This is a genomic window from Moorella glycerini, assembly GCF_009735625.1.
In the GTDB taxonomy this organism is placed as follows: Bacteria; Bacillota; DSM-521; order Neomoorellales; family Neomoorellaceae; genus Neomoorella; species Neomoorella glycerini.
In genome coordinates this window covers 2,784,128-2,811,066 of sequence record NZ_CP046244.1, presented here as the reverse complement: position 1 = coordinate 2,811,066, position 26,939 = coordinate 2,784,128, and the positions used below count along the sequence as shown (strand labels likewise).

34 protein-coding genes are annotated in these 26,939 nt (G+C 53.8%); all 34 read right to left on the bottom strand.

The annotated features are described in order from the left end of the window. Positions 1-86: 86 nt before the first annotated feature. Positions 87-356, bottom strand: a complete 270-nt coding sequence (locus tag MGLY_RS14055; RefSeq protein WP_170291101.1) for a helix-turn-helix domain-containing protein — start codon at positions 354-356, stop codon at positions 87-89. Positions 357-365: 9 nt separating this feature from the next. Then, positions 366-638 (bottom strand): DUF2442 domain-containing protein, encoded by a 273-nt coding sequence (locus tag MGLY_RS14050; RefSeq protein WP_156274811.1) that lies wholly within the window; start codon positions 636-638, stop codon positions 366-368. 6 nt (positions 639-644) lie between these two features. After that, positions 645-911, bottom strand: coding sequence for a DUF4160 domain-containing protein (locus MGLY_RS14045; RefSeq protein ID WP_156274808.1), 267 nt, complete (start codon positions 909-911; stop codon positions 645-647). 72 nt (positions 912-983) lie between these two features. After that, on the bottom strand, positions 984-1,940 hold the full coding sequence (locus tag MGLY_RS14040) for a tyrosine-type recombinase/integrase (RefSeq protein WP_156274806.1): 957 nt from the start codon (positions 1,938-1,940) through the stop codon (positions 984-986). After that, positions 1,822-2,298 carry a phage integrase N-terminal domain-containing protein gene (locus MGLY_RS14035; RefSeq protein ID WP_170291100.1) on the bottom strand — a complete coding sequence of 159 codons (477 nt, stop codon included), beginning with the start codon at positions 2,296-2,298 and terminating at the stop codon, positions 1,822-1,824. Before MGLY_RS14035 ends, MGLY_RS14040 begins: the two co-directional genes overlap by 119 nt. A gap of 43 nt (positions 2,299-2,341) precedes the next feature. Beyond that, positions 2,342-3,562 (bottom strand): ISL3 family transposase, encoded by a 1,221-nt coding sequence (locus MGLY_RS14030; protein WP_156273076.1) that lies wholly within the window; start codon positions 3,560-3,562, stop codon positions 2,342-2,344. 839 nt (positions 3,563-4,401) lie between these two features. Next, a complete protein-coding gene (locus MGLY_RS14020) occupies positions 4,402-4,593 on the bottom strand; it encodes a hypothetical protein (RefSeq protein ID WP_156274802.1) in 192 nt (63 codons plus the stop codon). A 212-nt stretch (positions 4,594-4,805) separates the two neighbouring features. Further along, positions 4,806-5,195: a DUF2538 family protein gene (locus MGLY_RS14015; protein WP_156274801.1), complete on the bottom strand. Its 390-nt coding sequence runs from the start codon at positions 5,193-5,195 to the stop codon at positions 4,806-4,808. Then, the gene (locus tag MGLY_RS14010; protein WP_156274799.1) at positions 5,195-6,181 is read right to left on the bottom strand and encodes a DUF3854 domain-containing protein; all 987 of its coding nucleotides are present in this window, start codon (positions 6,179-6,181) and stop codon (positions 5,195-5,197) included. Before MGLY_RS14010 ends, MGLY_RS14015 begins: the two co-directional genes overlap by 1 nt. A gap of 20 nt (positions 6,182-6,201) precedes the next feature. After that, positions 6,202-6,399: a hypothetical protein gene (locus MGLY_RS14005; RefSeq protein ID WP_156274797.1), complete on the bottom strand. Its 198-nt coding sequence runs from the start codon at positions 6,397-6,399 to the stop codon at positions 6,202-6,204. 53 nt (positions 6,400-6,452) lie between these two features. Then, positions 6,453-6,884: a JAB domain-containing protein gene (locus tag MGLY_RS14000; RefSeq protein WP_246187342.1), complete on the bottom strand. Its 432-nt coding sequence runs from the start codon at positions 6,882-6,884 to the stop codon at positions 6,453-6,455. A gap of 169 nt (positions 6,885-7,053) precedes the next feature. Continuing rightward, positions 7,054-7,260 (bottom strand): hypothetical protein, encoded by a 207-nt coding sequence (locus MGLY_RS18055; RefSeq protein ID WP_211661913.1) that lies wholly within the window; start codon positions 7,258-7,260, stop codon positions 7,054-7,056. Beyond that, entirely contained in the window at positions 7,260-7,895 is a 636-nt protein-coding gene (locus tag MGLY_RS13995) for an ArdC-like ssDNA-binding domain-containing protein (RefSeq protein WP_211661912.1), read from the bottom strand. The genes MGLY_RS18055 and MGLY_RS13995 overlap by 1 nt, the downstream gene beginning before the upstream one ends. A gap of 160 nt (positions 7,896-8,055) precedes the next feature. Further along, positions 8,056-8,292 carry a hypothetical protein gene (locus MGLY_RS13990; protein ID WP_156276484.1) on the bottom strand — a complete coding sequence of 79 codons (237 nt, stop codon included), beginning with the start codon at positions 8,290-8,292 and terminating at the stop codon, positions 8,056-8,058. A 69-nt stretch (positions 8,293-8,361) separates the two neighbouring features. Beyond that, complete coding sequence (locus MGLY_RS13985) at positions 8,362-8,661, bottom strand: hypothetical protein (protein WP_156274793.1); 300 nt, start codon at positions 8,659-8,661, stop codon at positions 8,362-8,364. A 54-nt stretch (positions 8,662-8,715) separates the two neighbouring features. Continuing rightward, positions 8,716-9,105 (bottom strand): hypothetical protein, encoded by a 390-nt coding sequence (locus tag MGLY_RS13980; RefSeq protein ID WP_156274791.1) that lies wholly within the window; start codon positions 9,103-9,105, stop codon positions 8,716-8,718. 84 nt (positions 9,106-9,189) lie between these two features. Further along, positions 9,190-9,498, bottom strand: coding sequence for a type II toxin-antitoxin system PemK/MazF family toxin (locus MGLY_RS13975; protein WP_246187341.1), 309 nt, complete (start codon positions 9,496-9,498; stop codon positions 9,190-9,192). After that, positions 9,488-9,733 (bottom strand): hypothetical protein, encoded by a 246-nt coding sequence (locus MGLY_RS13970; RefSeq protein WP_156274787.1) that lies wholly within the window; start codon positions 9,731-9,733, stop codon positions 9,488-9,490. The genes MGLY_RS13975 and MGLY_RS13970 overlap by 11 nt, the downstream gene beginning before the upstream one ends. Positions 9,734-10,580: 847 nt before the next feature. Further along, positions 10,581-11,237: a hypothetical protein gene (locus MGLY_RS17855; RefSeq protein WP_170291097.1), complete on the bottom strand. Its 657-nt coding sequence runs from the start codon at positions 11,235-11,237 to the stop codon at positions 10,581-10,583. Beyond that, on the bottom strand, positions 11,197-12,045 hold the full coding sequence (locus MGLY_RS13960) for a hypothetical protein (protein WP_156274785.1): 849 nt from the start codon (positions 12,043-12,045) through the stop codon (positions 11,197-11,199). The genes MGLY_RS17855 and MGLY_RS13960 overlap by 41 nt, the downstream gene beginning before the upstream one ends. Then, positions 12,042-14,429 (bottom strand): DNA topoisomerase III, encoded by a 2,388-nt coding sequence (locus MGLY_RS13955; RefSeq protein ID WP_170291233.1) that lies wholly within the window; start codon positions 14,427-14,429, stop codon positions 12,042-12,044. Before MGLY_RS13955 ends, MGLY_RS13960 begins: the two co-directional genes overlap by 4 nt. A gap of 194 nt (positions 14,430-14,623) precedes the next feature. After that, on the bottom strand, positions 14,624-15,682 hold the full coding sequence (locus tag MGLY_RS13950; RefSeq protein WP_170291096.1) for a helix-turn-helix domain-containing protein: 1,059 nt from the start codon (positions 15,680-15,682) through the stop codon (positions 14,624-14,626). A 5-nt stretch (positions 15,683-15,687) separates the two neighbouring features. Beyond that, positions 15,688-16,227, bottom strand: a complete 540-nt coding sequence (locus tag MGLY_RS13945) for an LNS2 domain-containing protein (protein WP_156274779.1) — start codon at positions 16,225-16,227, stop codon at positions 15,688-15,690. A gap of 6 nt (positions 16,228-16,233) precedes the next feature. Beyond that, on the bottom strand, positions 16,234-16,938 hold the full coding sequence (locus MGLY_RS13940) for an EAL domain-containing protein (protein ID WP_170291095.1): 705 nt from the start codon (positions 16,936-16,938) through the stop codon (positions 16,234-16,236). Between the two features lie 221 nt (positions 16,939-17,159). Next, positions 17,160-17,417, bottom strand: coding sequence for a hypothetical protein (locus MGLY_RS13930; protein WP_156274773.1), 258 nt, complete (start codon positions 17,415-17,417; stop codon positions 17,160-17,162). A 127-nt stretch (positions 17,418-17,544) separates the two neighbouring features. Further along, positions 17,545-18,591, bottom strand: a complete 1,047-nt coding sequence (locus MGLY_RS13925) for a ParM/StbA family protein (protein ID WP_156274771.1) — start codon at positions 18,589-18,591, stop codon at positions 17,545-17,547. A 78-nt stretch (positions 18,592-18,669) separates the two neighbouring features. Then, positions 18,670-20,787 (bottom strand): glycoside hydrolase family 78 protein, encoded by a 2,118-nt coding sequence (locus MGLY_RS13920; RefSeq protein ID WP_246187340.1) that lies wholly within the window; start codon positions 20,785-20,787, stop codon positions 18,670-18,672. Positions 20,788-20,910: 123 nt separating this feature from the next. Next, the gene (locus tag MGLY_RS13915) at positions 20,911-21,897 is read right to left on the bottom strand and encodes an Ig-like domain-containing protein (RefSeq protein ID WP_156274767.1); all 987 of its coding nucleotides are present in this window, start codon (positions 21,895-21,897) and stop codon (positions 20,911-20,913) included. A gap of 15 nt (positions 21,898-21,912) precedes the next feature. Continuing rightward, positions 21,913-24,396 carry a fibronectin type III domain-containing protein gene (locus MGLY_RS13910; protein ID WP_156274765.1) on the bottom strand — a complete coding sequence of 828 codons (2,484 nt, stop codon included), beginning with the start codon at positions 24,394-24,396 and terminating at the stop codon, positions 21,913-21,915. Positions 24,397-24,414: 18 nt separating this feature from the next. Beyond that, a complete protein-coding gene (locus MGLY_RS13905) occupies positions 24,415-25,044 on the bottom strand; it encodes a hypothetical protein (RefSeq protein WP_156274763.1) in 630 nt (209 codons plus the stop codon). Between the two features lie 276 nt (positions 25,045-25,320). Then, positions 25,321-25,929, bottom strand: a complete 609-nt coding sequence (locus tag MGLY_RS13900; RefSeq protein ID WP_156274761.1) for a hypothetical protein — start codon at positions 25,927-25,929, stop codon at positions 25,321-25,323. After that, a complete protein-coding gene (locus tag MGLY_RS13895) occupies positions 25,910-26,197 on the bottom strand; it encodes a hypothetical protein (protein WP_156274759.1) in 288 nt (95 codons plus the stop codon). The genes MGLY_RS13900 and MGLY_RS13895 overlap by 20 nt, the downstream gene beginning before the upstream one ends. 143 nt (positions 26,198-26,340) lie before the next feature. Next, entirely contained in the window at positions 26,341-26,529 is a 189-nt protein-coding gene (locus MGLY_RS13890) for a hypothetical protein (RefSeq protein WP_156274757.1), read from the bottom strand. Between the two features lie 60 nt (positions 26,530-26,589). Continuing rightward, positions 26,590-26,784 (bottom strand): Flp family type IVb pilin, encoded by a 195-nt coding sequence (locus MGLY_RS13885; RefSeq protein ID WP_156274755.1) that lies wholly within the window; start codon positions 26,782-26,784, stop codon positions 26,590-26,592. Positions 26,785-26,939 lie beyond the last annotated feature (155 nt).

Sequence of the window (26,939 nt, the reverse complement as noted above, 5' to 3'; positions counted from 1 at the left end):
AAAATAACTTCCCGGTGCCCTTTACGGCTTCAGTGATCAATCTTCATATCTACCTCAATTTTAATGGGGTTGTTCTTTTGTTGGTATTAAATCCAGCCTGATTTGTAGTCCAAGCTTTTTGATATTTTTTCCAAATAACGAAGCGAGGGTAAATGCCTACCGCTCTCAAGCCTGGAAATCACCGATTGAGATACCCCGGTTTTTTGGGCCAGTTCTTCCTGGGTCAGGCCATAATCCAAGCGCAATTTAATAACGGCCCGGGCTACCTGATATGCTAATTCCGTTTCTTCCCACGCCTTCTGGAATTGCGGGTCCTGTAATTGTTCTTTAAGGTGTTCCCTAAAGGTGGTCGTCAATTTACCCCACTATCCTTGGGCTATATCTTCCCCTGGTAACCTTAAAGGGAGGCTCCGGCTATATAACACGTCCGGATCCAAATCTGCGCCATTGGGCCAGGTAACTGTCCCTGCATCATGGTCTACCTTTACCTGTTTAAAATAACTTGGATCTTTAAGAGGTTCAAATACTGGCCCTTTCAGGAATTGACGCAGGTCAACAACTTTGTATTCGCCGTTATCAAATTCCAGGATAAGGTGGTAGTCTTTAACTGGATAAGCGCTTTTAATTTCCCGTAACATTATCGTTCACCGTCCTCCTGGAGGTTTTACTTGCTGTAATACCTCACCTGCTTCTGCCCTCTGCCAGTTTTGCATTAAAGCCACGGCTTCCTGCCTAACCCACATTTTTGCTACTCCCTGAACATGTCGGGGAAGGGTTCCCGCCAGTAGCTTCCCATCTGGTATTGAAAGCGCCGCCCGAAATCCTTTACCTATGACATGAATATGTGGTGGAGAATGATCTTGGTAGAACATATAGACTTTACAACCGAGAAATTCGCATATCGTTGGCAATGTGAACTACCCTCTCCTGTAAAATATTATAACCTAGCTCAAGGATTCATGATATATGTAATCGTGATGTTTTCATCTTTTCCACTGCGATCCCAGGTAAATTTTTGTAACTTCCGGCCGGTTGTGACCCAGTTTTTCCGATACTTCCGCCAGGGCTCGCCTTATTTTCTTCAACTCGCCCACCTTTACCCGGAACTGCTCCCGGGCGTAAGCGTGCCGCAGGCCGTGGAAAGTAATGTTGACTTCCTTTCCTGATTCCATTACCTTATCCCGGTGCCGTCTAATGAAATTCTGGATCCGCTTAATAACCAGGTGGGTTTTTTCTCCGGGGGGTACAAGGAGTTTGTCATTTTCACTTGCCGCCATTTCACAGGCTTCTTTTAAGGTCGCGACTGCTTCCGTCGTCAAGGGGATATCGCGTTCTTTTCCGCCTTTGCCCTTCACATGCAGCATACCGGCGGCAAGGGCCTGTTCGGCATCTTTCCGGGACAGGCGGGTAATTTCGTGCACCCTCAGCCCGGCATATCTGGCCAGGCGCATGGCCAGGGCCACCTCCGGCCGATCCAGTCTTTCCGCCAGGGCTATCATCTTCTTATATTCGCCGTCGCTCCAGGCCCGGTCCGCCCGGCCGTCCGGGGTTGAAGCCAGGCCGAATTTTTCGTTCCCGGATAGCTGGAACCTGGCACCCTCAATGTAGCGATGAAAGAATCTGACTGCCGCCAGGTCCCCTTTTATCGTTTTCTCGCTTGTTTCATTCCCGCGGCGGTAATCGATGTAGGCCTCCAGGTGCTTGTCGCTGATATTCCGCAGGTTTTGCAACCGGAACCTGGTGGCACAAAATGAAAGGAATTTTTTCATGCTGTCCCGGTAGCGAAAATGGGTCTTTATGCTTACCTTTCCCTGGGTATCTTTAACGGCCTGCCGGTAGACTTTCTCGAACTGGATTTCGAGATTGTGAAATAAGCCGTCGCCTTCGGGAGTGGGTGATTTTATACCGGTACCGGACTTCCTCGCTGAACGTTTTGTCATTCAGTTTCTCCTCCAGTTCAAACAGGGTCTTATTATCCGGCATTTCGTATTTGCGCCAGGGGATCTGGTTGTGCCACCATCTAATTATTGAGAGTTCAGCTAAGATTGTCTTTTCCTGCACCCCCGCCTGGCGGCGGTGGGCGATATAGGCCGCCACATGGCGCGGCTGGATGTTGCGGATGTCCTGGGGTCCGAATTGAGCCGCTAAAAAGCGTAAAAAGGCGCGGTAGCGTTCATACTTCCTCATTCTCGTCTGGATAGAACCGCCCCGCGCATACCTGGCCACCCGTTCCACAAATTGCCCGAGGAGCCTGTCGTAAGCTTCATTGCCGGTCGGCTTCCACTGGATGCGCAACATCCTGGCCATTCCCCCGATCTAAAAAAAGTGGCTCCTCGCTACATCAAGTGGGTAAACCAAAATCCAGGTTACCAGCAATAAGATAAGAGATGGTAATAAAGTTAGCCTTATTACGATAGCCACGAGCCTTTGCTTTTCCAGCTTGCAATAGACTGTTGGTACCCTCCAGGAGGCCGTTAGAAATACGGCTGTTAAACCAACTTAGCACTCCTTCCCAGTGGCGTTTAATCGTTTTAGCAGCCTCAATCATCGGTTGCAGGCGGCAATGGGTCGCCCAGAAATACCACCGCTTGAGATGGGCTTCGCCACTCTTCCGATCAGGCTGGTTAAAAAGATCCTGGAAGGCCAGCTTGATGCGATAGGCTCGCCCGGTTTTTAGATGGCAACGGCTAAGGGCCTCTATGCTTGCTTTTTGTTTACTGGTCAGATTGGCAGGGTTCTTAAGCCATTGATAACGGGTCTTCTTTAAAAGGTCTGTCTCCCGGCTCTCCTGGCGTCGTACTTCATCAAGGGCCTGATTGACTATTTGCATGAGGTGATAACGGTCTAAAACTATGGTGGCATGGGAAAGGTGCTCCTTAAGGCCGGCAATAAATGCCGGTGAAAGGTCGCAGCACACTTCCTTAATGGCTTCTGGATTACCGTTATGCTGGATAAAATCTTCTACAAAAGCGGCAATGGTATCCTTAGCTCTGCCCGGGGTGGCAAACAGTAATGCGCCCTTATCTAAATCCACAAACAGGGTGATATAATCGTGTCCTTTCCGGGCGGAGGTTTCATCGATACCGATGCGGGTTACACCACTAAAGTCGGCCTTGGCTCTGCCGGCCACCACGTAATGTTTTACTACCCGCCACAGCCGGGTATCGTGTTCGTTTAATAATCTGGCTACGGCAGCCATAGGCATATCTTTGGCCAGGCGCATGAGCTGGGCTTCAAACAAGAGGGTAAACCCGCCCTCCCCTTGAGCCCAGGGTACCTCAACTCGCCTGACCCCGCAGCCGTGTTTACACTCTACCCGGGGTACACGGGCGATGATGAAGGCTTGATATTGAAAGAAGTCCAGATGGCGCCAAACCTGCTTCTCCGTATCATAGGCTTTGGCTCCAGGTTTGCCGCAGACTGGACAATTAAAGCTTGCACCGCGCTCAAAATCAACATGGATATCGAGGCACCCTTTTTGTTTTGAGAAAATAACTTCGGTAACCTTCCAGGGAGGGGTTAGACCCAGGGCATGGGCAAATAAGGCGTTTTGGTCGGGCAATGCTGGCCACTTCCTTTACCACCAGTATTGACCAGCATTTCTACACTATAAGGCGATATTCCTTCTTGTTGTCATTTATTTACATAAATGTTAGCAAGTCTTGTAGGCTAAAATTACCATTTATGGAATCTCAACATGCTAGAAATAATTTACTTCCTTTTCGATAATTGGTTTTACCCACACGAAATAGCGAGGAGCCAAAAAAGTAATAGTTATGTAAGGCATTCCGCCCTGGCGAGATGCGTTTCGTCGTTTTTTTGCGGTAAAAACCTTTTCCCGATTCCCGTATTGCCTTATTTTACGAGGCTTTGCGGTTTCGGCGCCTAGCCCGTCTCAGTGCCCCCCTTCGGGGTGCCTGAGACGGGCTGCGCCCGTTTCCGGCCCCCCGTATCCCCGCCGGCCTCCCGGCCGGCGGCGATCCGGGTGGCCCGCCTTAACGTTGTCCTCCTGCCGTCGGTCAACGTTAAGGCCGTTTCCCGTTTTACCGCCTTATTCGATTGTCTGCGTGTTCCACCCGGCCGCCGCGGCCTCCGGTTCTCCCGGAGCCCGTATTGGCCTCGCACGCCAATTTTTAAGTTGAGTATTCACACTGCCCATGCCGCCTGCGGCGGTGCAAGCCTTAAGCTTGCGGGGCAGATAGCAGCCCTTACCCCCGTTGGGGGCGACCCGGTCCTGGGGCCGGGTCAGGGCTGGCGGCGATTTGGCAGCGCCGCTGCTGCTTTAAGGCCTTCGGGCTTATTTAGCCCCCGCAGGCCGACCATACCTGCGAAAATAGTTCATTACACGTCCGTCCGGTTATTTCAGGGAAGGAGCATAAAAGCTCCTCCCCTTTTCCTTTTTTACTGGTAATCCTTGCAGGTAGGGCACCATGCTTCGCCGTCAAGGACGGTTACAGTATGGCCGCCGCAGACGGCGCATATGGGGCCGCCCCGTACGCCGTACTGGTCCGGGCGGGCAAGCTTGACTTCGCGGGGAATATCGTACTTGCCGGTTGCCGGATTATACAACAATAAGGTTACCTTCTCTTGCATTATTCACCGTCTCCTCCTTACCTGGACTGCCGCCAGAAAGGACCGGCACCCACTTGTAACCGTACATCGTTTCGGTCTCATCCTCGTAAACCGTTCTATCGCAGCCTTGAATATCGCCTATGCAAAGCACGCGCTTGTAGCCGTTGCAACACTTCCCGGCATCTTCTTTGCTAAGCCACCAGTGTTTGCCACTCTTGCACCTGTACATACCTTTAACTCCTTTCGCCCTCTAAAGGTGTTTTTACCGGCCTCCTGACCTGCATTGCCGCCAGGGCGGCCTGGTACATTTTTGTGTCGAGGACCGCTATGGCATAGCCGACGTTGAATAACGGCCGGTCAGTCGCCCCTCCGAACAGGTCCACCGCCAGGTTCACCATGATGCGGTGGCCTGAACTAAGGTCAACCTTTTTAAGGAGGTCGAACCACCTGAAGCCGGCGTCGCTGAAGTACCGCCTGGCCTTAGGGTACAATTCCGGCAGGGCCAGGATGTAACCTGCGGCCCGGTACTCCCTGTTGCCTTTCATGCTCTTCATGGCGGCGCATAACTCTTTAAAATTTCCTTCATGCTCTTCATCCACAAAGTAGATGAGATCCTCCACCATTACGCTCCCCTTTCTTCTTTTACCGTTATTTCGCATCCCGAAACCAGGGCGTCGTCTATTCCCTTTTCCTGATTCCAGGAGGCTATAAATACTCTTATGCCTTTTCTTCTCAAATTTGCCTTTAATTCTCTTTCCGCACGCCTTACGGCGTCTTTCAAGTTCTTATCGCGGTCATAGGCTATTACCACTTCTCTTGCTCCCAGTTCCTGGATTGCCTCTACCGCCGGGCGCCAGTTGCTGACGCCGGGAACACCGATAAAAACGGAACCCAGATATCGGGAGGCGATGTCGGCTTTCAGCGGCCCTTCCGTCACCCATACCCGGCGGTCTTTTGGGTCCTCCGGCCGGGCCACATGGCAAGGGGCACCGGAGGAGGAACCGCCGGTTTGATTGGGGGTGCTGAAAAAACGGTACTTGCCGTAACTGTCCGGTTTATCCAGCCTTATTTGCAGCGCCTGGATGCGGCCCTCTCTGTCGCGGACCGGGATATAATACCCCGGCAACGCTTTAAAGGACCAGTAATGGCCGCCATAGCGGCCCCGGGCCAGGTAGAAGCCCGGAATGCCGGTCAGGACGTATTTCCGATCCTTTAACTCTTTGCATAGCCGCCAGCGCTCCGTGGGCGCCGGTACGCTCTTATAACCGTTTCTTTTGATCTCTTCCTCGGATAAACCGCGCCGCAACAGGTCTTTTTTATGCTCCGGCAGCAGGTGCAGGGAGTTTAAAAAGGCCCGGTAGACGCGGTCCCTTATCGCTATAGGCGCTGCGGGATTGGTTTCCGCCGGCGTGATAACCTCTTCTTTTACCATTCCAGGGGCCAGCTTATGCAGCCAGCCGCCGTTACTTACCGGGTAATCGCTCTCGACCCGCATACACACCGCCAGGCGGGAGTTAATCCCGCACCAGTCGGTTTTGCCGCAGATAGGGCAGGGCTCCCGGCGGGAAACCCGCCGGAAAGGCTCGCTGGTATCCTTTAACGCTTGCATAGCCGGCCCTCCTTCCTTTTTTAAACCTCGCAGTCGGCTATGTTCCGCGCTTCATTCCGGTCGCTGGTCTCCACCACCAGGCGGATTAGCTGCATCGGCCTTTCCCCACGGGCGATTTCTTTTCGGAAGGAAAGTTCCCGGAGGTCCGACATGGCCACCAGGTAAACATCGCTTTCACCGGGGTTTCGCGCTTCGTATAGCCGGTATACTGGTTTCATAGTGCTTGGGGAGGGCCACAGGCCCGCCCTTTCCCCCTTTCGTCAGATAAGGTTCAGGCCTCCATAGCCTTCTTTATTGGTATTAATTGCCTTTCTTTTAAGGACACCCAGCCGTCATCAGCTATAATGACGTGGTCAAGTACCTGTATCCCCAGGATATGGCCGGCTTCCACCATCCGTCGGGTAACTTCAATATCCTCCCTGCTGGGGGTGGGGTCGCCGCTGGGGTGGTTGTGCCCCAGGACTATCGCTGCCGCGTTGGCCAGGATAGCCCCCTTGAACACTTCCCGGGGATGGGCCGGCGATGAATTCAGGGTGCCGATGCTGACGATCTCGACGCTGTTTATCCTGTTCTTACAATCAAGATGGATGGCTGCCATACACTCCCTGTCCCTTTCACCCAAAAACTTCCTGAGTAAAAGGGCTGCTTCTAATGGCCCGGATAGCATTTGTACCTCATAAGGCGTGGCTTTTTCTTTTACCATTGATACGCGCACAATCTTTACCGTTTCTGGAAGTTTGAACGCCACCGCTTTTTTACTTTCATAACCTTCTCCTGTGAAAAATGTCATCTGCTCCATGTTTTCAGGCGGGCTTCCGGCCCGCCCCTGTCCTCCTTCCGTTGGATAAGGTCGAGCCGGATGGCCCATAGCATTATGCCGCCTTTTCTTCTTTTCGAGGCTGTTTAGCCGCGAATGCCCTTTGCAGGCATTCTTCCACGTCGGCCAGGACGCGGAAGACGGCTTTTAAGGCTTCCTGTGGATTATCCCGGGCATAGTGGCTGATATACTCCCAGCTGTACTGGTGGTATCCCCTTATGCCGTGGATCTCGCACATGGTGGCCGCGAACACTTCGGCCACTATTTCCTGCTCCGGCACCTGACCGCCCTGGAGGGGCGGAAAGTGTGGTGGATGGCGTGGCCCAGTTCGTGGAACCAGGTCTTAATGTCATGGGTGTGGAGGATAATCTTCTTGCCGTTGCTCCATGAGTAAAAACCGTAGGAGCCGTCGTTTCCCGGCGTATAGATTATTTCCTGCACTCCGAAGGCTTTCGCCACCTCTTGCAAAGGCGGGGGACCTGGCGGGTCGTACTTTATATTCGGCAGGGGTTTACCCTCGGTATCTTCGTAGCGAAATACCGGGATGAACCGGAACCCCACGATTACCCTGCCTTCTTCTTCCCGCTCTTCGCCAGTTTCCGGGTCGGTGACCTTGACGGTTTTTTTAACCGTACAGGGGGCAAGGATGTGAAAGGCTCTGGCGCCTTTTTTGACCCTGCGCCCTGCTTCCTGCCACTGCTTGAAGCCCCTGGCGTCCTTAGTACCGGCGATAAACATCAGCAACCGGTTGCCCAGGCTCCAGCTGTCGCTCGGCCGGGCCTGGCTGGCCTGGGTTCGGATCAGGGTCCTGGCCACGGCAGGGGGTAGGTCGCCGCTCGTAAACATGGCCAGTAAACGGTTTAAGGCTTCCCTGGCTTTTTCGGTATCGTACTTCATCTTTCCGGGCGGGCCGCCAGCCCGCCCCTTTCCTCCTTCCGCGAGTAGAATTAGGGCGGGCCTTTCAGCCCAGGTTTCCTATAAAAACGAAAGAGGACGCAAAGGTTGTTTAAACCTTAACGTCCTCTCTCATAGTTGCGGCTCATGCCGATTTACTCTTTTAGCGTAGTCCCAAGACGAGGGTGACGATTACGCCGGCGAATCCTACCAGCATGGTTACCAGCAGGCTGAAAGCCCAGCGGTTGATGCCACCCATCTCCTTGTGCATATCATCTAGCTTGGCGCTTAACTTTTCGTCCAGGCGGTCGATCCGGTTCAACAGGAAGAAAAATTCTTCCGACACCAGACGGTGCGAAGGATCCCCTGCCGAGGCCGTTTCCTTTTTGGTTTCTTCCATGGCAATCACCCGCCTTCACCTCCATCATATTACGGCGAGGGCAGTCTGGCAAGGTTAAATTGCCTCTTCCTACCGTAGTCCCAAGGCGAGGGTGACGATTACGCCGGCAAAACCTACCAGCATAGTTGCCAGCAGGCCGAAAGCCCAGCGGCTAATGCCACCGATCTCCTTGCGGACATCGTTAATCTCCTTACGGACATCGTTAACTTCCTTACGGACATCAGTAATTTCTTCCCGCATCTCCTCAAACTTGAGGCTCATCTTTTCGTCCAGACGGTCGATCCGGTTCAGCAGGAAGAAAAATTCTTCCGACACCAGACGGTGCGGATGATCTCCTGTCGTTGCCGTCTCTTTCTTCGTTTCTTCCACGGCAATCACCTGCCTTCACCTCCATCTTATTACGCCGATGGCGTTCTGGCAAGGTTAAATTGCCTCATCTTCCCCTTCGGCTGGGCTACGTAAATCGCGGAACCTGGCGGTGTAGTAAGCCCGCCCGTTCTTTGATTTGACCCAGTTGAAGGTCACTCCTATTATGTCCCAGCTTAAACCTTCTTCTTCGAGTCCTTCGGCGATCTCTTTGAAGCCGTTGACGACTACATTGCCACCGGTGCGGTAATAATGCCGGTTGTCGCCCTGGACGGTGAAGATCACGTTTTCGGCGCCATCGTTATAATTACTCTGGACAATGGCGGCGTTTTCCAACGCAATCTCCTTCCCTATGATCCACTCGAAATCGCCCTTCTTGCGGCCGTGCAGGAATCCCAGACCGCTTCCTTCCCGGTTGGCGTTCTTGATATGGTCTTTTAAACTCATTCTTTGCGGGTACGGGCCTTCCCGGCCCGCACCCAATCCTCCTTTCGTTGGATTGGTATTTCAGGGCCGGTAGCCCTTGAAGCCCTATAAGCTCAAAAGCAGGCCAACTTTCTTTTTGACCCCGGCAAGGGTTCCGGTATCAATATGCCCGATTACTATTGCCGATGCCTTGGAAACCACCGTGATATGGTCGCAGACCACCTTGGAAGGTTTCATCAGGCCCGCTTCCGGCCATTTGTTTATACTTACGTCCCAGGCACTGAAAGCTCCGGTGCCGGAGATTTTTGCGACCATCAGGTCCCGCCTGTTCTGGTTGTGTTCATACGAGCTCAGTACCAGGGCGGGCCTGGTCTTGCCGCCGCCTTCATCCGCATATGGGATTTCAGCTATCACCACGTCTCCCGGCTTGAAGCCGTTCCTGTCGTTCTTTTGCTTCTTCCCATTTTTTGCGGTAATACTCGTCCAGTTCTTTGTCGTCCCAGTCGTCCCAGGTTTCGGACGGGTCATAAAAGGCCACCGCCTTCCCCCGGAACTGCGGCCAGAACCGCCAGATGATCTGGTTCATTAACCAGATCTGGTCCTCCCGAAGTAATTGCTCGACAACACGCGCTACTTCTTCCCGGTTCATAATAATCTCCTTTCATCCCGGCACGCTCCTTCCTTATAAATTGAAGCGCCCGGGGGGTCTCCCACAGGCGCTTGAAAACATGCGCCCGTGGGAGGGCCTTGTAAAAGCAAAAAACACCATGACCTTGCAAGTAAATACTGAACTTGCTTTCTTAGGCCAAAGTGTTTTCTTTCTTTGCTCACACCGCTTTTTAAGCCGGTGAAGCCGCCATTCTTTACTTTTCTTACATGTTTGCGCCGCTACATACGGCTCATCCTGCCCCGGTTTGGTAGCTTTACGCTAAACTTGTAACGCCGAAGGCTGGGGGCAAGCCTTTTTCCGGCGCTTAGCCCGTTTTTAAAGGAGGCAGCCACCCCTCCTGCTCTTTGCGCCACTGGAGATGGGCGGCTCCGGCCTGTGGCGCTTAGGACGGTTAGTTACAAGGGTTACTACGGCTTGCCTTGGCAAGTGTCCTCCTTGCCGCCGCTGCGGCTTACGCCGCTCACCCAGGAGCCGGACCTGTAGCGCCGGCCATCTTCCGGTTCGCGCCGCCTGCTCCTCGCCATGGCGGTCGCGCCATATTGCCCGCTGTATCGGTTGGGTCCCACCGGTGCCGTCTGCTCCTCGCTATGACGGCACATCTGGAACGCCTGCTCATCGCCGTGACGTTCCCGCTTCACGAGTACACCCCGCTCTTCGCTATGGGACTTTTCGTGAAGCACCTCTCACCAGCGTATCCGTCTCCTCTTCGGCATGACAGCCGCTCCGGGGCTTCCACCCGCACCAGCCAAGGCAAATGCTGATGGGTGAGGGTATGGTTGGTAGTAGGTTTATCTAGTTATTACACTAGCAAAGTTACCCGGAGGTGTCAAGAAAAATTTTCTATCAGCTTAATTTTTTCCTTTAGCATCCCCGGCCGGAGGAGCAATTCATCCAGGGTGAATTTTTTCCCGGGTATTTCTCCTTTCCGCCCTTCCATGGGTAGTATATACACATCCGCCGCCGAGTTTATTTCTTCTTCCAGGCGCGGGGCATCTATTAACCACTTTTCCGGGCCGTTGGCGCCGTTGAAGGCCATTTGTGCCTGGAGGCAAGAGTTCTTGCCCTTCACCAACTGCCAGTTGAACCCTGGCACTTCTTTTTTGGCCAGGGAAAAGAATAAGCCGTAAACCGCCAGGCGGCAGGCCTCCTGGGCGTCCAGGGGCGGCCGGCTTTCCGCCGGGAGCCAGAGGCGGAATGGGCCGACTACGGTGAATACGTCTACCCACCTGGCCATGCCGGCGTACCATAGGGTTTTTAGGGCTGAATTGGCTGTGCGGCGGCTGCACTTTAATATATTTGCGGAAGCTTCCTGGGTAAGCGCTCTGGCTTCAACTAACGCGCTTAATAATTCATAAGCGCGGCCGCTAAAATCCCTGGCGCCGCTACCCGGCCCCAATTGGCCAGGGTGCAGGGCAATGCCCCGGGCGTAGGGGCTGATCCATTCATTTGCTCTGGCTGCTGCTTCCTTCACGCCTTCTGGCATGCAACTTCCTCCTCCCGCGTATGCGTTCTGGGTCAAGTATCACCATGTGTAATTCCTTTTCAGCCTTATCGTAGCGCAACACCTGGAAGGGCAGCCGTTCCCCTTCGGAAACCTTTTGCCCTACCGGGTAGCCGGCGATGCCGACTATACCCTGCCGGACCTCAACAAAAAGGTTCCTCCCACGGATCATGATAATTTTTCCTGATACGATATCGCCCCTGCTGAAGTCCGTGTTTTCCCAGGGGTCTTTAATGCTCACCTCTATGCTTTTGTTTTCTTTATCTATGCCTTCGACTACCGCCGTAACCAGCTGTCCCGGCTTGTATATGGCTTCCAGAGGCAGTGATTTTGAGTGCGCCGCTTTAGCATAAGGCACGGGGATGATTACGCCGCCGCCGATATCGAGGACCACGTTGCGGCGGGATATGAAGCGCACCAGGGCCGGCACCTCTTCTCCTTCCTGCAGGGTATTTAACAGACTGGTGCGGGCTTCTTCGACCACTTCCCGCCTGGTGCAGGCCACGATGCCGTTTTTCTTGTCGATATGCCGGATTTTTACGTTTACCTCCTGGTCGATGAAAAAGTTCATCATCCGCTCGCTGGGAAGCCCGGTTTCGGAGGCCGGCACTATGCCACGTATACCGTCCCCCTCTTTAAACCTTAATTCCCAGTAAAACTCTTTCAGGGTTTTGGGGGTTACAACCGACGTGACAATCCCGCTCAATACTTTGCCACGGTCCTTGGCGTCGTAAAAGATATCCCAGCAATCTAATTCTGTTCCGGTGAATCCTTCGGGTGTTAACCTCATGCGTTCTCCCTCCTGTTTTGTTCTTTGTCAAAATCGAATCCTACTTTCCCGTCCTTACCCAATATAAGTGCTGCATCGAATTCCTTGCCGTTTTTGGATTTAAAGCCTTTAATCATCCCGGTCTTGCCTTTTTGCAACAACTCCTTCGCCTGGCTGGCGGTAATCTTTTTACCGCCGATTTCTTTCCAGATGACAAACTTGCAGCCTTCTTTCCAGCCGGAACAGCAGTATCCTTTCTGGGACTCGGTAACGTCTTTACCGCAAAGCGGGCATTTCCCCAGGGTTTCGCTATTCCCTTCGGCAAATTCAAAGTTAACTTTGCCCCCTTCCCCCAGAGTCAGTGCGGCGTCGAACTTCTTGCCGGCTTTGGACTTGAAGCCTTTGATTACCCCGGTTTTCCCTTTCTGCAGCAGTTCCTTAGCCTGGCTGGCCGTTATTTTTTTGCCGGCGATTTCTTTCCAGATGGCGAATTTGCAGCCTTCTTTGTAGCCGCTGCAGCTGTAGCTTTTGGGGTATTCCATCACCTCCCGTCCGCATAGGGGACACTGCCCCAGGACTTCCCGGTCAGGCTCGGCTGCCGGGGCGGCTTCCTGTTCCCTGGCCATTCGGACCACCTCCGTGGTGAAGTTTTTTATTCCTTCCAGCCATTCATTAAAGTCGCGCTGTCCTTCCTCGATCTCTTTTAACCCTTCCTCCCATCGGGCTGTTAATTCGACTGACTTCACCTCCTCCGGCACCAGGCCGATAAGGGTTTCGCCCTTTGCGGTAGGCAACAGGTTTTTCTTTTCCCGCTGGAGATAACCGACCTGGATAAGGCGCTCGATAATTGCCGCCCTGGTGGCGGGGGTGCCGATGCCGCCAGCGGCCTTCAGAGTATCAGCCATCTCTTTGTCCTCCACCAGGCGGCCAGCGTTCTCCATGGCCGCCAGGAGGGTGGCTTCGGTATAGCGCTGGGGCGGCCTGGTCTGCTTCGCCTTTACTTCTACCCCCTGGACGGCGACTTCTTCGCCTTCCACCAGCTGGGGGAGGGCCTGGCTTTCTTCGTCTTTGCTTTCTGCTTCGCCTTCTTCCTGCAGGCCGTAGACGGCCTTCCAGCCCAGATCCAGTTCCACCCTGCCCTGGGATAAAAATTTCTCGCCGCCGGCGGCGGTAACTACTCTAGTCACGGCGTACCTGGCGTCCGGGTAGAAGATGGCCAGGAAGCGGCGCGCTACGAGGTCGTATACCTTTTGCTCGACCGGACTTAATTTGCTTAGATCGGGGCTTACAGCCGTGGGGATGAGGGCGTGGTGGTCGCTGACTTTGCTGTCGTCCACGTAACGCTTGCCCAGCTGGGGCAGAGTTTTAGGTACCAGGCCGGCGTATGCCTGTATACTGGCCAGGGCCTGAAGGCGCCCTGCCAGGGTGTCCCGGACCAGAGCCGCCGTTAAGTGGCGGCTGTCGGTACGGGGGTAGGTTAGGAGCTTGTGTTTTTCATACAGGGCCTGGGCCGCATCCAGGGTTTTCTGGGCGGTGAGGCCGTATTTTTTGTTGGCTTCTTTCTGGAGGTCGTTTAGGTTGAACAGCTGCGGCGGCTGTTCCCGGGCCTCTTTCTGCTCTATCTTTTCGACTATCCCGCCGGTGCTTATCTGTTTAGTCAGGTTCTCAGCTTCTTGCTTGTCCTGCAGCCGGTCCTGCTTTTCCCGGAACCATTTGCCCCTGTAGGTTTCGCCGGTGCTTTTCCGGAAGGTAGCCCATACCTCGAAGTACGGCTCCGGCTTGAAAGCGCGGATCTCCCTTTCCCTGGCCACCACCAGGGCCAGGGTGGGGGTCTGGACCCGGCCGACCGAAAGCAACCTATTGTGGCGGCAGGTGAAGGCCCGGGTGGCGTTGATACCTACCAGCCAGTCGGCCTGCGCCCGGGCTTCAGCGGCGGCCGCCAGGTTGTCCAGTTCGCGGCCGTCGCGCAAGCGACGGAATGCTTCTTTGATGGCCGCCGGCGTGGCTTCGGAGAGCCAGAGGCGCTTGACGGGTTTCTGCCCTTTGCACCAGGCGTATATTCGGCGAAAGATGAGTTCCCCTTCCCGGCCGGCGTCGCAAGCGTTCACCACGTTGCTTACGTCCGGGGATTGTATCAGGCGCTTGATGGTTGTCAGTTGCTTCCTGCCGCTGCTGATGGGTTTGAGGGTGAATTCAGGTGGGATAAGGGGCAGCTGCTCCAGGTACCACTTTTTGAGTTCCGGGTCGTAGTCCTCCGGTTCAGCCAGTTCCAGCAGGTGGCCCAATGCCCAGGAGATGTAGTACCGGCTGTTTTCCAGGTAACCGTCCTGGCTTTTAAAACCGCCCAGGACTCCGGCCAGGTCGCGGGCGACTGATGGTTTTTCCGTTATTATCAGGGTTTTGATGCTGCCCGCCTCCTTTCGTTAGTTATGAAGGATTCTTCGTATACGGCAAAATACTGGCACGCCGCCAGGTAAGGGTTAACCTTTTTGCCGGATATCCTGCAGTGTTTGCGCTTGGGATTGCCGTAAAACCGGCAGGCGGCGCAAATTTGATGGGTTGTTTTGAGTTGCCCGGGAATAGAATTTGTCCTTCCAAATCAGACTAATCTGTATAATTCCCGATATTTATCATAGTCCTTACTATGCGCTGATAGCCCTGGCGGCTTTCCTATTCCTTTCCAGGTTGGCTTTCCGGCCGGTTTCGGCCCCGGCAAATACCGGTAATCCTCCCGGCAGGCCTCCAGGAGCCATCCTATCGTATTAGTTTTTCCCTTGCCGCTTTCAAGCATCTTGATTTTTTGCTCCACGTATCCTGGCGAGTAATCCGCAAGCTCGTTAAGTGCCGCTTCAGGCAATGGATAACCTGTGGTTTTTATAAATAACTCTTGGATCCTGTCAGCTGCTTCCGGTTCCGTCTGCCTTTCCGGCTGATCCGGCTCGCCGCCGGCGCCAGTTTCTAGCACTGTTTTAGTTCCGGCCATGCCCGTAAGGGAACCCCCCAGGACCCAATCCCCAGGATGTTCTTGGGTGCCGTTTCCCGCACCGGCGTATCCAACTTCTCTTTCCCTGCCTCCTGCGCCGCCAAGGTTTTGGCTGACGCCAGCCTTTACAACAACATCTTCTTCACTGGTTATTGTTAATTGGTTATTGTTAGTGGCTCTCTCTGAACCGGGGTAGGTTCTGTGTGAACCTACCCCGGTTCTGTGTGAACCTACCACCCCAGGGGGGTAGTAGGTTCTGTCTGAACCTACCCCTGCAATTTCGTGACAGGGTAGGTTCTGTTGGAGCCTACTACCCCTGCCGGGTATTTCTTTGCCCTGCCCTGCTGTTGTATCGCTGGGGTCAAGGAGTGTATAAATATTGCTCCTGTATTCCCCGTCCTCGTCCTGGCGCGTTTCTTTTCTCAAAAGGCCTTTTTCTTCGAGTTCAGCTATAGCCCTTTTAACGGTAGCCCGGCTAATACAGCAATGAGACGCGATATTGGCAATCGACGGCCAGGACCTTCGACCTTCACCCGCGCACCTGGCCAGGTACAGCCGCACTACTATGGCATGGCAGGAAAGGCCGCAGTCGAAAATAGCATTGCTGTCCCAGAACCAGTTTTTTCTCCTGCCGTCATGCAGTTCTTCCCTGGGTTCTATGTAAGCTGCTTCCATCCTATTCATGCAAAGGCACCCGCCTTATCCTTTTTTCCTGTAACAACATAAGGCATAATCTCGCGCCAGCTGGTGAACTTTTTTATCCCCTGCCCCTGGACACCATAGTTATAGGGCCAGGACTTGAGAAAAACCTGGCCAACTATGCCCTGCAGGCTTAATGCCTCCAGGGGATCATCCTCAAAGAACCAGTCGATCCCGTAATACCGGGCAAACAATGCCTTATCGCCCCTTGGAAGGAACATCAACGTGCCGCTGGGGAAGTCGTTCACCGCCAGCCACTCCCGCGTTAAATTAACTGCCAGGATAGGCCGGCTAGTGAGGTAGATAATCTCATGGCCGGCGGAGGCTAGAAACCGTAATGTTCCCGTTGCATAGGGGAAAGGTTGGGCCTTGCTTAGCAGTTCCAGGCCCTCCGGGATATGAAAAAAACCTGCCGGTATTTCCGGGTCAGGGTAACGGGTTAACGATAGGCGGGTAAACTTCATAACTAGCATGGCGTTTACGTTAGCCACCGTGTTGCAAAGGTCAACCCCGATACGCATTAGATATCAACCCCCACCGGCCATAACGGCCTTTTTCCATCCAGGCTGCGGCCTGCCTAGCAGGTAACCCTGGCCGTATTTTACACCCAGATCCCGCAAAACCTCCAACTCGCCCGGCTTTTCGATACCCTCGGCGATTACTGCCGCCTCCAGGTAACAACATACCTCCAGGACCTGGGCCAGCAGCTGGCGGTTAGAAACAGGGCAGTCGCAACCCCTCACCAGTGAACGGTCTATTTTTACAAAGTCAGGCCGCAGGTGCAGGGCCGCCCGCAGCTGGCCTATATCCGGCCCAACGTCGTCTATAGCTATCCTGGCGCCATTCCCGCGCCAGGCACTCAAGGCGCCCGTTAATTGCTGTATATCCCTGTAGCCATACTCGGTTAACTCGATGACAAGCCGTGGGTTCGCATAGGCACCGGCATCAATATCAACCAACCCTGCCGCCGTCACGTTAACGCTTAAGTAACCCTCCGGCGGGTAGCCGCCGGCCAGGACAGCCCAAAAGCAGGCCGTATCAAGCTCGCCCAAAAGCCCCCAGGCCGCGGCGCTTTTAAAGAGCCGCCCCGGTTTAGCAAGGATTCCCTCCCCCCGGACCAAAGCCTCATATCCCCATAACCGCCCGGACGTAAGGTTCACTACCGGCTGGTAGTAGATTCGTATCCTGCCGGGATTTTTTATTACCGCTTCTATATCGCTTTTTTTGAGCAATGGGATCACCGCCTTCCCGCCAGGGGCTGTATGGTTTCCGCTCGGCGAAGTATTCTTCTACCTTCTCAATTTGGGCGGAACCGATATAGTAAACAGTCACGGGCGGTTGCCCGGGCAGCTTCATCACAATAATTTCGCTCTCAGGTATAAGGACCAGTTCTGATACCTGCACGTGTACGGGTACAAATGGGTTTTTCTCCCCCACCTCTGGCCACCACCTCTCACAGTTCTAGGAATAAATCAGGGTCGATTGAGGATTGCTTTTCCACAACGGATTTTCGTAATGAGTTACCATCAGCAATGCCATGCGCCAATACCGCATCAATTTTTTCTTCTATCCTGGCCAGGCGCTTCTCCAGCATTGCGGCAATGTCCAGCCATTCCCTGGCCTTTCTTGCTCTCAAGCCCGGCTGGTAATCCCATATAGGGTGGTTGTACGGAAGCCATATATCCAGTCTTTTCATGCCTTCACGGGTCATTTTTGCCCCTCCTGTACGTACACCGTTACCTGTTATGCCCGTTCCTGCTCTTTTGTACGTTTTTAAAGCCCATAAATAAGGCTCAAAACATTGATTTACTTGGACTTATGCTGTACGTACAGGCCTATTATCCAGCCAGTCCCCTTGCTACTTTTAAGAACCCCATGGCATTGGTCCACTGGGGATCGGGCAGCACCGCAGCCGCCGGGAACATATTTTTTAGCTCCGGCAAGTCCAGGACGCCGCCACCGGCCAGGTATACCTGCCTGACAAAATCGGCCCTTTCGCCCCACCCGGCCAGCACCTGGTCGGCTATGGCCCGGGCTATCTCAAACCGGGCCTTTTTAATCGCCGGGGCCATCTCAATCGGCTTGCCCCTGTACCAGAGGGAACCGCTTTTTACCGTCTCCCAGGCCTGCTGGGGTGGCAGGGGCGCCCCGGTCTGCCGCCGGAATTCCTCCCGCACGGCTTCCACCAGGGCCGCCATGCCTTTGTTGATGCTGAAGCACATGGTTTTCACCAGCCTCTGCCGGCCGTTGACAATCTCTATCGCTGCGCTGTCGGTAGTTTTCTGTCCCACGTCAACCAGGGCCACGATGCCGCTGTCGGGAAGATCGGGGACGGTAAGGAAAGCACCGGCCGCCTGGGGATAGACATAAACCCTGCTGAAGGTCACCCGCACCGGGTCGTTCCCGTTGACGCTCACCTCGGCCACTAGGCCTGTCAGGTGCTTCTTCAGGCCTTCCCGCTGCAGTTCATCGCGCCAGACATCCACCGGCAGCCCTACCACCAGGGCAGGGTTGCTGATCCCAATGATGCCGCTACCGGCCCGGGGCCAGTTCCAGGTTAAAACAGCAGCGGCCAGCAATACGGCATCATGGGCCGGGTGGCTGTGTTTCTCCCAGTCCTGGAAATACTGCACTTCCCGCCCTTCCTTCAGGGCCAGTTCGCCTACCAGCCATTCTTCTACGGGGCCGTCAATCCCCCTTTTAATCATCACCCGGTAGCCGGTATCGCTTTTATCCAGCCTTTCAAAGGCGTCGGGAGAACCTGCCGGGGCGACAACTGAAGGGAAAATAACTTTACCCCCGGCTGAAGATACCGCTTTGGTATAGCCGAAGCCCACGTCGATGGCCAGGGCTGCTGGTTGGGGGTTGGTTTGAATTGCAAGCATCAGATCACGCTCCTTTAAATTATCTAAGGGCCTCCTGAAATAAAGAAACCGGGAACTCGATATCCCGGCTTGAAAATTTTAACCCGTATCTCTTCCCTGCAGAACCACAAACCAATCGTTGTAGACAGTACCCTCAGTGACCACCACGCCGTCCGCGTAGGGCGGCGCGTCCAGGGCCGCGCTCCCCGCCGTGCCCGTACCCGAGAGCTGCATCTTTACCACAGTACCTTCGGGCGTGACCTCTAGGCTAGGGCCGGTCCAGAACTCTACCTGCCAGGTCTTGTTGGTGCCGTCTACTGTTGCAGCTACCGGCCCGGACCCAATCATGGCCTGCTTACCTGCCCCGTAGGGGAAGACCGCCGTCATCGCGTCCAGGGGACCCACGCTGTCTATAAGCAGGGTCACCTTAGCCCCCGCCTTTACCTTCGGAAGCTGGACAGCAGTCATACCCGGAGTTATGAGGATATAAGTCGCGGGGTTAGCCGGGTCAGGCGCCGCTTGCCCCGGCGGCGGGCTGGCTATCCCGGCCACCCTGGGCCGCTCAAAAGCCACCACGCAGAAGTCGGCCCATGCAGACCAGTCGGATTCCACCCCGGCCTGGTCCCACACCTTCACCCTCACCTTAAAGCGGTAGTCGCCGGAGGCCCACAGCGGTCCTGGTACGTCCGGCGCCCCGCTGGTGGGGACGGTGTACTGCGTGCTGCTCCCCGCCACCTGCCCGGTGTCCAGCACCAGCTGGAGGTCAGAAGCCCGTACGATCTGCACGCGGTAGGCAGATTGGCTGTCGCCGGGGTCGGGGTCAGAAAAGGTCCAGGTCAAAGTGGGGGTTGTGGTAGTATAGCACGTCCCCTGAGTATTGATCACCTGCGGGTAGGGCTTGGCATCCGTGTCCCAGACTACGGCTACTCCGTTAAAAGCTACTATTTTGGGAGTTACGTTCAGGTCGGAAGTCGCCAGGTCGGCCCTCCAGGCGACGGCTCGCCCCGCCGGAAGTTTGGCCCACAGCCTGGTATCAGCAGAAGTCGGACTCACGGCCTGACTGTCGCCTATGGCCGTCCAGGTAGCCCCGTTGTCGGCGGTAACCTCGGCCACCGGCCCGGAAGGCGTGCCCCTCACCCGCCAGACCTTCACCCAATTAGTACCGTCGGCGGTAAGCGAGAAGGTTATTGAGGTCTTATCGGGCACGCTCACATAGGCCCGCACCCGGACGTAATCTACGTTGTTGCCCGGGTCTTTCGCCTGCGATATCGCCACCGCCGAAGGAGCATAGCTTCCCAGGTTGGAAAGGCCGGCCACAGTAACGGACATATTAGGGTTATACACTAACTGGGTGCCGTCCCAGGAGTAATACTTCACCTGGTCGCCGTCAATGATGATGCGGTCGAAAGTCCCCGGCCTTACGGCCACGCAAACGGGATTGTTAAGCCCCGAAGTGACCGAAAGGGCGGCGTTGTACCGGAAAACGGAGCCGTCAAAAGAAAAGTGCTTCACCTGCTTCCCGTCTACCACTACCAGTTCTCTTTCTCCCGCCGCGGCTACCGCCAGAGGAGAAGACAGGCCGGTCACGGCCAGGGCGGGGTTTTCTACAAAACTTGAGCCGGTGAAATTAAAGTACCGCACCTGGTTGTTATCCAGGACAGCCATATCGTAGTTCCCGGCCACCAGGGCAAAGTCGATAGGATTCGTCAGCCCGGAAGGCTCCACGTATGGCACTTCCGCCATGCGCGAGCCATCAAACATGTAGTCCTTGATCGACTTCCCCGCCAGGCCAACCACTTCTCCTTCACGAACGCCCACAGCCACCGCACCGGCCAGACCCGCAACGGAAAGGACCGGGTTCTCCACCATGCTCGTGCCCGTGAAGGAGTATTGGTAGAGCTTGTCGGGCAGGGCCACCACTACATCGGGATACTCCCACCCAGCCGCCACGGCCAGGGGGTTCGACGGGATGGTGACGCTCACCACCGGGTTCTCCACCATTTTTGTGCCGTCGAAGCTGAAATGGATGACTTTTCCGGGCGCCATTACCACGTAGTCCGGCCCGCCGTCAGGCCAGAATGAAGCGGCGTGGGCGTTGTACTTCGGCAGCCGGATCTCGTGCAGGGTGGTGTCCACGACTGCCGTGGTGGCAGAGCTGTCAATGGTGGCAGGGGTATCGGAAATAGTTATCCCGTACTGCCAGGTGGCCGCAAACACCGGTCCGGCCCTAAGAAACAGGACGCCGGCCAGGACGGCCAGGATGAGATAAATTTTCCGCGTCGAAAATCACCCCCCTCAACCAAAAGAAAAACCCCGGTGAACCGGGGTGATAAGAAATGGCTATATCCTGAATGCCGTTATTGTTGCTTGTGAAGTATTTCCAGCCAAATCTTTGACTTCAACGGTAATAGTATGGGCACCGGAAGATGAGAGGGTTACCGGGATTGCGTTGCCAGGAATATTGTACCACCCAGTCCATGCACCCCCGTCAACTTGGGCGCGGGCTTGAAGCTGGCCAGCCCTGTTATCAGTCGCCTGGACGACCATGGAGAAAGTTCCGGTAGTAGTACAGGTGGCTCCGTTCAGTCCCTGCACTTTCTGGATCGTCGGCGGCGTGGTGTCTATGCCACCTTGGGCTGCCTGGTAGGCCCAGTAGGCAGCGGATTGGCCGTTGTAAGTGGTGTTGGCAGTGGCTTGGTCAGCTGATCTTTTTGCCGCATCAGCAGCGTTATAAGCGTTCTGAGCATATCCTGCTGCATTGTTAGCAGCGTTGTAGGCGGCTTGGACAGTATTTTGATCGGCACCTAGTAAATGTACGCGGTAAGTTATGCTGCCTATAGAACAAGAATGACTATTGGATTCACCTTGCCATGAACTTACATAGGTAACATAGCGTAATTGCTGAATAGGAAAGGGGAGAACGATATTATAGTCAAGAGTTCTCCAGTATTCATTGTATCCGTCCCATGTATTTATTTCCTGAATGTTAACCCACGCATTCCCGTTAAAAGCTTGAACATAAAATTGGCCCCTAGCAGACTTTAAAGAAAGGGTTCCTGCATAATAATACTCTGGAGAAAGTCCAGGACTATATGCAAAAACCTTATAATATCTACGCCAGGGATAACCACCATCATGCCAATCATAATAGCCACTATAAGTGGCCACATACCCCTGAAGACTGCTTTGATTAACATCATATTGGTATACAGGAATACCCGCGGCATAGGTAGCAATTGGCAGAAAGCCAGGCAAAAACGCGATAGCAAATAAGACTGCAAGCTTAATAAAAAAATTCCTTACTCGCAAATGGAACCACATAGACATGTATAAACCTCCTTCTTAAAGTTTCCAAATAGTCGTACTTGCTACCGCCTCGTTACCTGCTAAATCTTTTACTTTAATTGTTATATTATTAACCATGCCTGCTAAACCACCATAACTAATCATGTTAACGTTCAGGTCGCCCCAGGGACCCCATGTGCCGCCATTTATTGACATAGAGTATTTCAATGTTCCTGGAAGGTTATCGTATGCTACGACCTCCAAACTAACGCTGTTAGTAATCGTCGCAGTGGCCCCATTATACCCTCTAAATCTAGTTATCACCGGCGGCGTGGTATCTAAGACAAAATTCACATGGACAGGAATACTTATTGACCCATAGGCATCCTGCGTCTGTACACTAACCGTGGTCAGACCGTCACCCTTGGGTAAGGTAATTTGCTTGGTTGCCGCATAGGGCTCCCATGGACTCCAGGTTACACCATCAAGACTAAAACGCATCTGAGTAGCGCCGGGGTAGTTCAGGTTTAATGTAACGGCCGGCGTATTCGTAAACTGTGCCTGGAGGCCGTTAAATAAGCCTGCCGTACCTGTTGCAGGCGTAACGTTTCCTGATATAACTGATGTGCTGTAACCTATAGTGGCTTTCGCCAGGCCGATATTCTGGGCCTGGTCGCACACGCGGACGTAAACAGTCTTTATGCCCTGGCTGCTGTTCCCACCGTAGGCAGCATTGCTCAAGTCCCAAGTCTTGGTAGTGCTGTACGGTTCCCAGGATGACCACAGATTGCCGTCGTTGGAAAAGGCCATCTGCATTTGGGAAGCAACGCTGGCATTATCTTCAGCGTTTACGGATAAGGTAACGATAGTGGAAGTAGTATTACTTGCCCCACTGTTAATAAGAAGACTTACACTTGGAGGCAGAATATCGTCAGCTAAAGCTATGCTGTCTGAAGAGATCGAAACATTCCCTACAGCGTCTATCGCCTTTACATAGACCGTCTTCGTCCCGGCCCCGGGGGTGACTGTCCAACTAAAGGTGTTGCTATAAGTAGTCAACCCGGTACTATTATCGGAATTTTTGACAGCAGTGTAGACCGGTGTCCATACGTTATTATCATTGGATAGCAGTATTTGGTATATTCCCGATTGGCTATCAGAAGCGTTGACTGTTACGTTAACATTCTGGTCATACGTCTTTTTTAGCCCCGCTGTTGATAGAACGCTGGCCGAACTTGAGGGCGCAGTAGTGTCAGTCCGGTTGGGCAATGTGGGCATATAGGCGTCGCTATAAGGCGATTCTCCCGAAGAATTATAGGCGCTGATTCTGAACCAGTAATTATGTGCAGTATCATAGGTTGTCCCTATGGTCTTGACGTATAAAATATTCGGGTCATCTTGGAGGTCATACCCGCCGCCAGCATGGTTAAAAGGGTCCGAACTGATGCTGTTATTAGGTTGGCTGGCTAACCAGTTAGGGTCAGGATAGATTAAGGCTGCATGAGAATCCCAGGTTGTCGTGTTGCCTACGTCAAAAGCCCAGTAAGCATTCCCTTCAAAAACATATACCTTGTAGCCGGTGGCCCCCTGGACAGGAGTCCAGTTTAAAACTACCCGGCTCCTGCCAATAGTGTTTGACCAGGTTAATCCTGATATGGTTCCAGCAGGAGCACCAGGAGTAGCCGGAATTGTCCAGTAGGCAAAAGGGGACGACGCGGGACCATATTCACCTGCATATTCGGCCTGCAACGTGTATGAATACTGGGTTCCGGGCTGAAGGCCCGTATCCGTAAAAACGGTGCTTGCGTCCGTTATGGTCTTTATGAGTGTTCCGTTCCGATAGATATGAATGTTAACCCCGCTGGGGATGCTATTCCGGTTGATATTTAACGTAATGCTATTTTGCGTAGCAGATGCGCTAGTGACGAATGGAGCCTTAACAATAGTAAAAGACAAGATAAGCTTGGGATGTTTAGTTGGATCTGAATACTCTCTGGAGGCAAAATTTGCAAATCCCCAGCCGTTTATATCGCTGTACCAAAATTGCACTCCATACTTCAAAGCGGTTTTACGCAGGGATTGATCCCAAGAATCGCTCACCCTCCATTCGTAAAAGGTATTGTCTTGACCCGGCAAGGGATACAAATCGGGGCTTGAGCCTTCGCTATATGGAGGGGAACCACCTTCCCACCAATCATGCCTTATGGCACTAGCATTTATGTGGCGGTAAGCCTGTTGATTTATTCCGCCGTAAATGGTATACAATTTGACGTTGATCCACTGTACGTCGTACCAAGACGTGTCCGGAGCATTAAACGGATAGGTGTTCCATTTCAGGTCAACACGATCATTACTATCCAATTCAACGTAGTTGGTATTGTAATATTCGCTGTATCCCTGAAATATGGAGGATTGATCAGCAACTGGCGAGTTTATAGTTATGTTAGTTGCGGCAGTCGCTATATGCGGGAATACTAACAAAGATAGAGTAAATAATATCAAAGTTGTCGTCAAAAAAGATGCTGATATAAGTCGTTTCATTACTGCTGCAACCCCTTTCTATTGAATATGAATTATATACCATCGTTTTCCTATTTTATAAAACATAGCTATTTTATTAACTTCTCTGCCGTCAACTTTATAACTAAACTTTACCACCATCTCCTTCCCACTCACCCATACTAATTGCGCCTGCAAATCATCCACTTTGCCAATTACTTTTCCTTTCCCCAACACCTCCCGGCTGGTCTCCATGCTCTTTCTGGCCGGGCCGGCCAGATACTTGACCGCATCATCCCACTTCCCCGCCGCCAGGGTATCCAGGTAGCCGACAAAAACTTCCCTGGCCGCCGCTAAGTCCCCGGCCCTGCCCCAAAGTAAACTCCACCCGGACAGGTCCGGTTCGTCCTCGTGGAAAGACATAACCTTCCAGCCGCCAGCTTCTTTCATGACGTCCAGCTCGTACCACCCCACGTCGGCCGTGCCGTCGGCAAGGGTCAACTCCACCGTCGCCTCCACCCTGGCCCAGCCACGCCCCAGGGCCTGGACAGAAGTAGAAATCTCGTCCACCCGGGCGGACAGGTTTTTCCCTTCCAGCTTCCCAGCAGCCTCCGCAGCCTTGCCGGAAGATACCGCCTTTGCCCCCTCCGCATCCCCGGAAGCCAGGGCGCGGAGGTATGTCTCGGCCACGTGAGTAACTTCCAGCTCAGAAGTCTCAGAAGTAAAAAAGATAAACCCTGCTATCATGATTATCAATACGAGAACGCTCAGACCCGAGGTCATGTATGCCACATTGTAATTAACTGAACCCCTACTGTTACGAAAAACCCGCCAAATACGTCGCACCTACGGACCGCCCCCTTTGAGCAAAAAATATATTCCTGCAGCAAGGATGTACCCGAAGAAAGCCAAAAACAAAAACCAGGTCAGCGTACACATCCCCGGCATCTTCATCCTCATCGACTTCTACCTCCTTACCACAATCCTGGCCGCAGCCCACCTGGTAGTATCGGCGTCCGATCCCATCACGCCTTTAGCCCTGCCCGTGACCACGGCGACCACGCCGGGCATCTCCAGGACAGTGACCCTGGCCCCGGCGCCCCCGGGGTCCACATCATTCTTGCTCACCGCAAAGCCCTTCGGGAACCCAGTACCGGCCAGGTCTTCCACCGTAAGGCCCGTCCCGTCGAATATATACTTTTTCCCCGCCGGGGCGTAATGGTCGTCACCGTTATAGACCACTAAAACATAGCCCGGAGTTCCGGCCATCCCGGAACCCTGTAAAGGGGCCATCGTAACTGGATCCAATCCGAGATTCCGGGCCAGAACCGACACGAAAACAAGATCGGCCCTGTCGGGGTCTATCCTGGGATCACCTTCGGCCTGGCTCCTCTCCACTACGCAGGAGGCCGCTGCCCTAGCAGCCTCGGCCACCGCATTCTCCATGTCGGCATCCGCCTCCGTAATAAACCTGGAATACTGGGCCGTGCCGGCTATCAGGTACATGAACAGGGGCAGGAGTATCACCAGAAGAAGGCTTACAAACCCCCTCTCGTCACGGGCTAACCCTCTCACTGAAGGTCTTCCCCCCTACCTTTAACTGCACATTCTGCGGCGGCGAACCGTTTATGAGCAGGCCCATGATGAATGGCTTCTGGTCAAAACTGCAGGTAACCCGCAGCGCTATTTCCGACGCCGTAAAGTCCAGGTTGTTGCGGAGCACCCGGGCATCCCCCGCAGATTCGCGCGGCCCCTCTATGGAGATCACGGTCAACCCTACTCCCTTAAAGGCGCTGTTCATGGCCGCCTCGTCCGCAGCCGTGAGGTACCCTTCCAGCCGCATACGGTCAAGGTAATAATTCAGGATTTGCTCGGCTCTAAAATGTTTTACCTGCACCAGGTAAAGGTCCAGACTGCCGAAAATGAGGAAACACAGCAGGCCGAAAACGATTAGCAGCTCCAGGATGAGAAACCCCCGCGTGTCCCTTAAAAGCCGGAGCCCATGATATCCGTGACGGTGCCCACTGCCTTCTGGTACAGGGAGCGCACCTCCGGCATCAGGATCGCCATTACAGAAGCGGCTGTTGCGGCCAGCGCCGCTGCCACAATGAGCATTTCCCCCAGGGTATAGCCTTCTTCCCCTTGCAAGCATTTTTTGAGCCTTTTCAGCCACATAAAAGCACCTCCCATGAATAAGAAAAGGCGGGGTTTAACCCCGCCCCGAGCACATTGAGGTTAAGGAGTAGATGTCCAGCTGTTAACAATATCGTTGACCTTCGTTCCTACGTTCCCGGCTGCAGTATTCAGGCCAAGCTTCATAGTACCCAACACCACAGTAGCTATAACCCCCAGCACACCGACAATTACCAAAAGCTCGGCCATTTCATATCCTCTCTCGTCCCGCCAGATTTTCTTTAACAGGCTTGCCATAAAAAATTCCCTCCTTAGTGTTTTGCGACGTAAAATGCCAGCCAGAAAAGCAGACCCTTTCCGTGGCATTTCTGCGCCGCGCGATGGTTTCGTCTCGCCCCCAACTAAAAATAAAACCTCGGCGCCGCGGTATCACCTCCCCTGAAAACATTTAT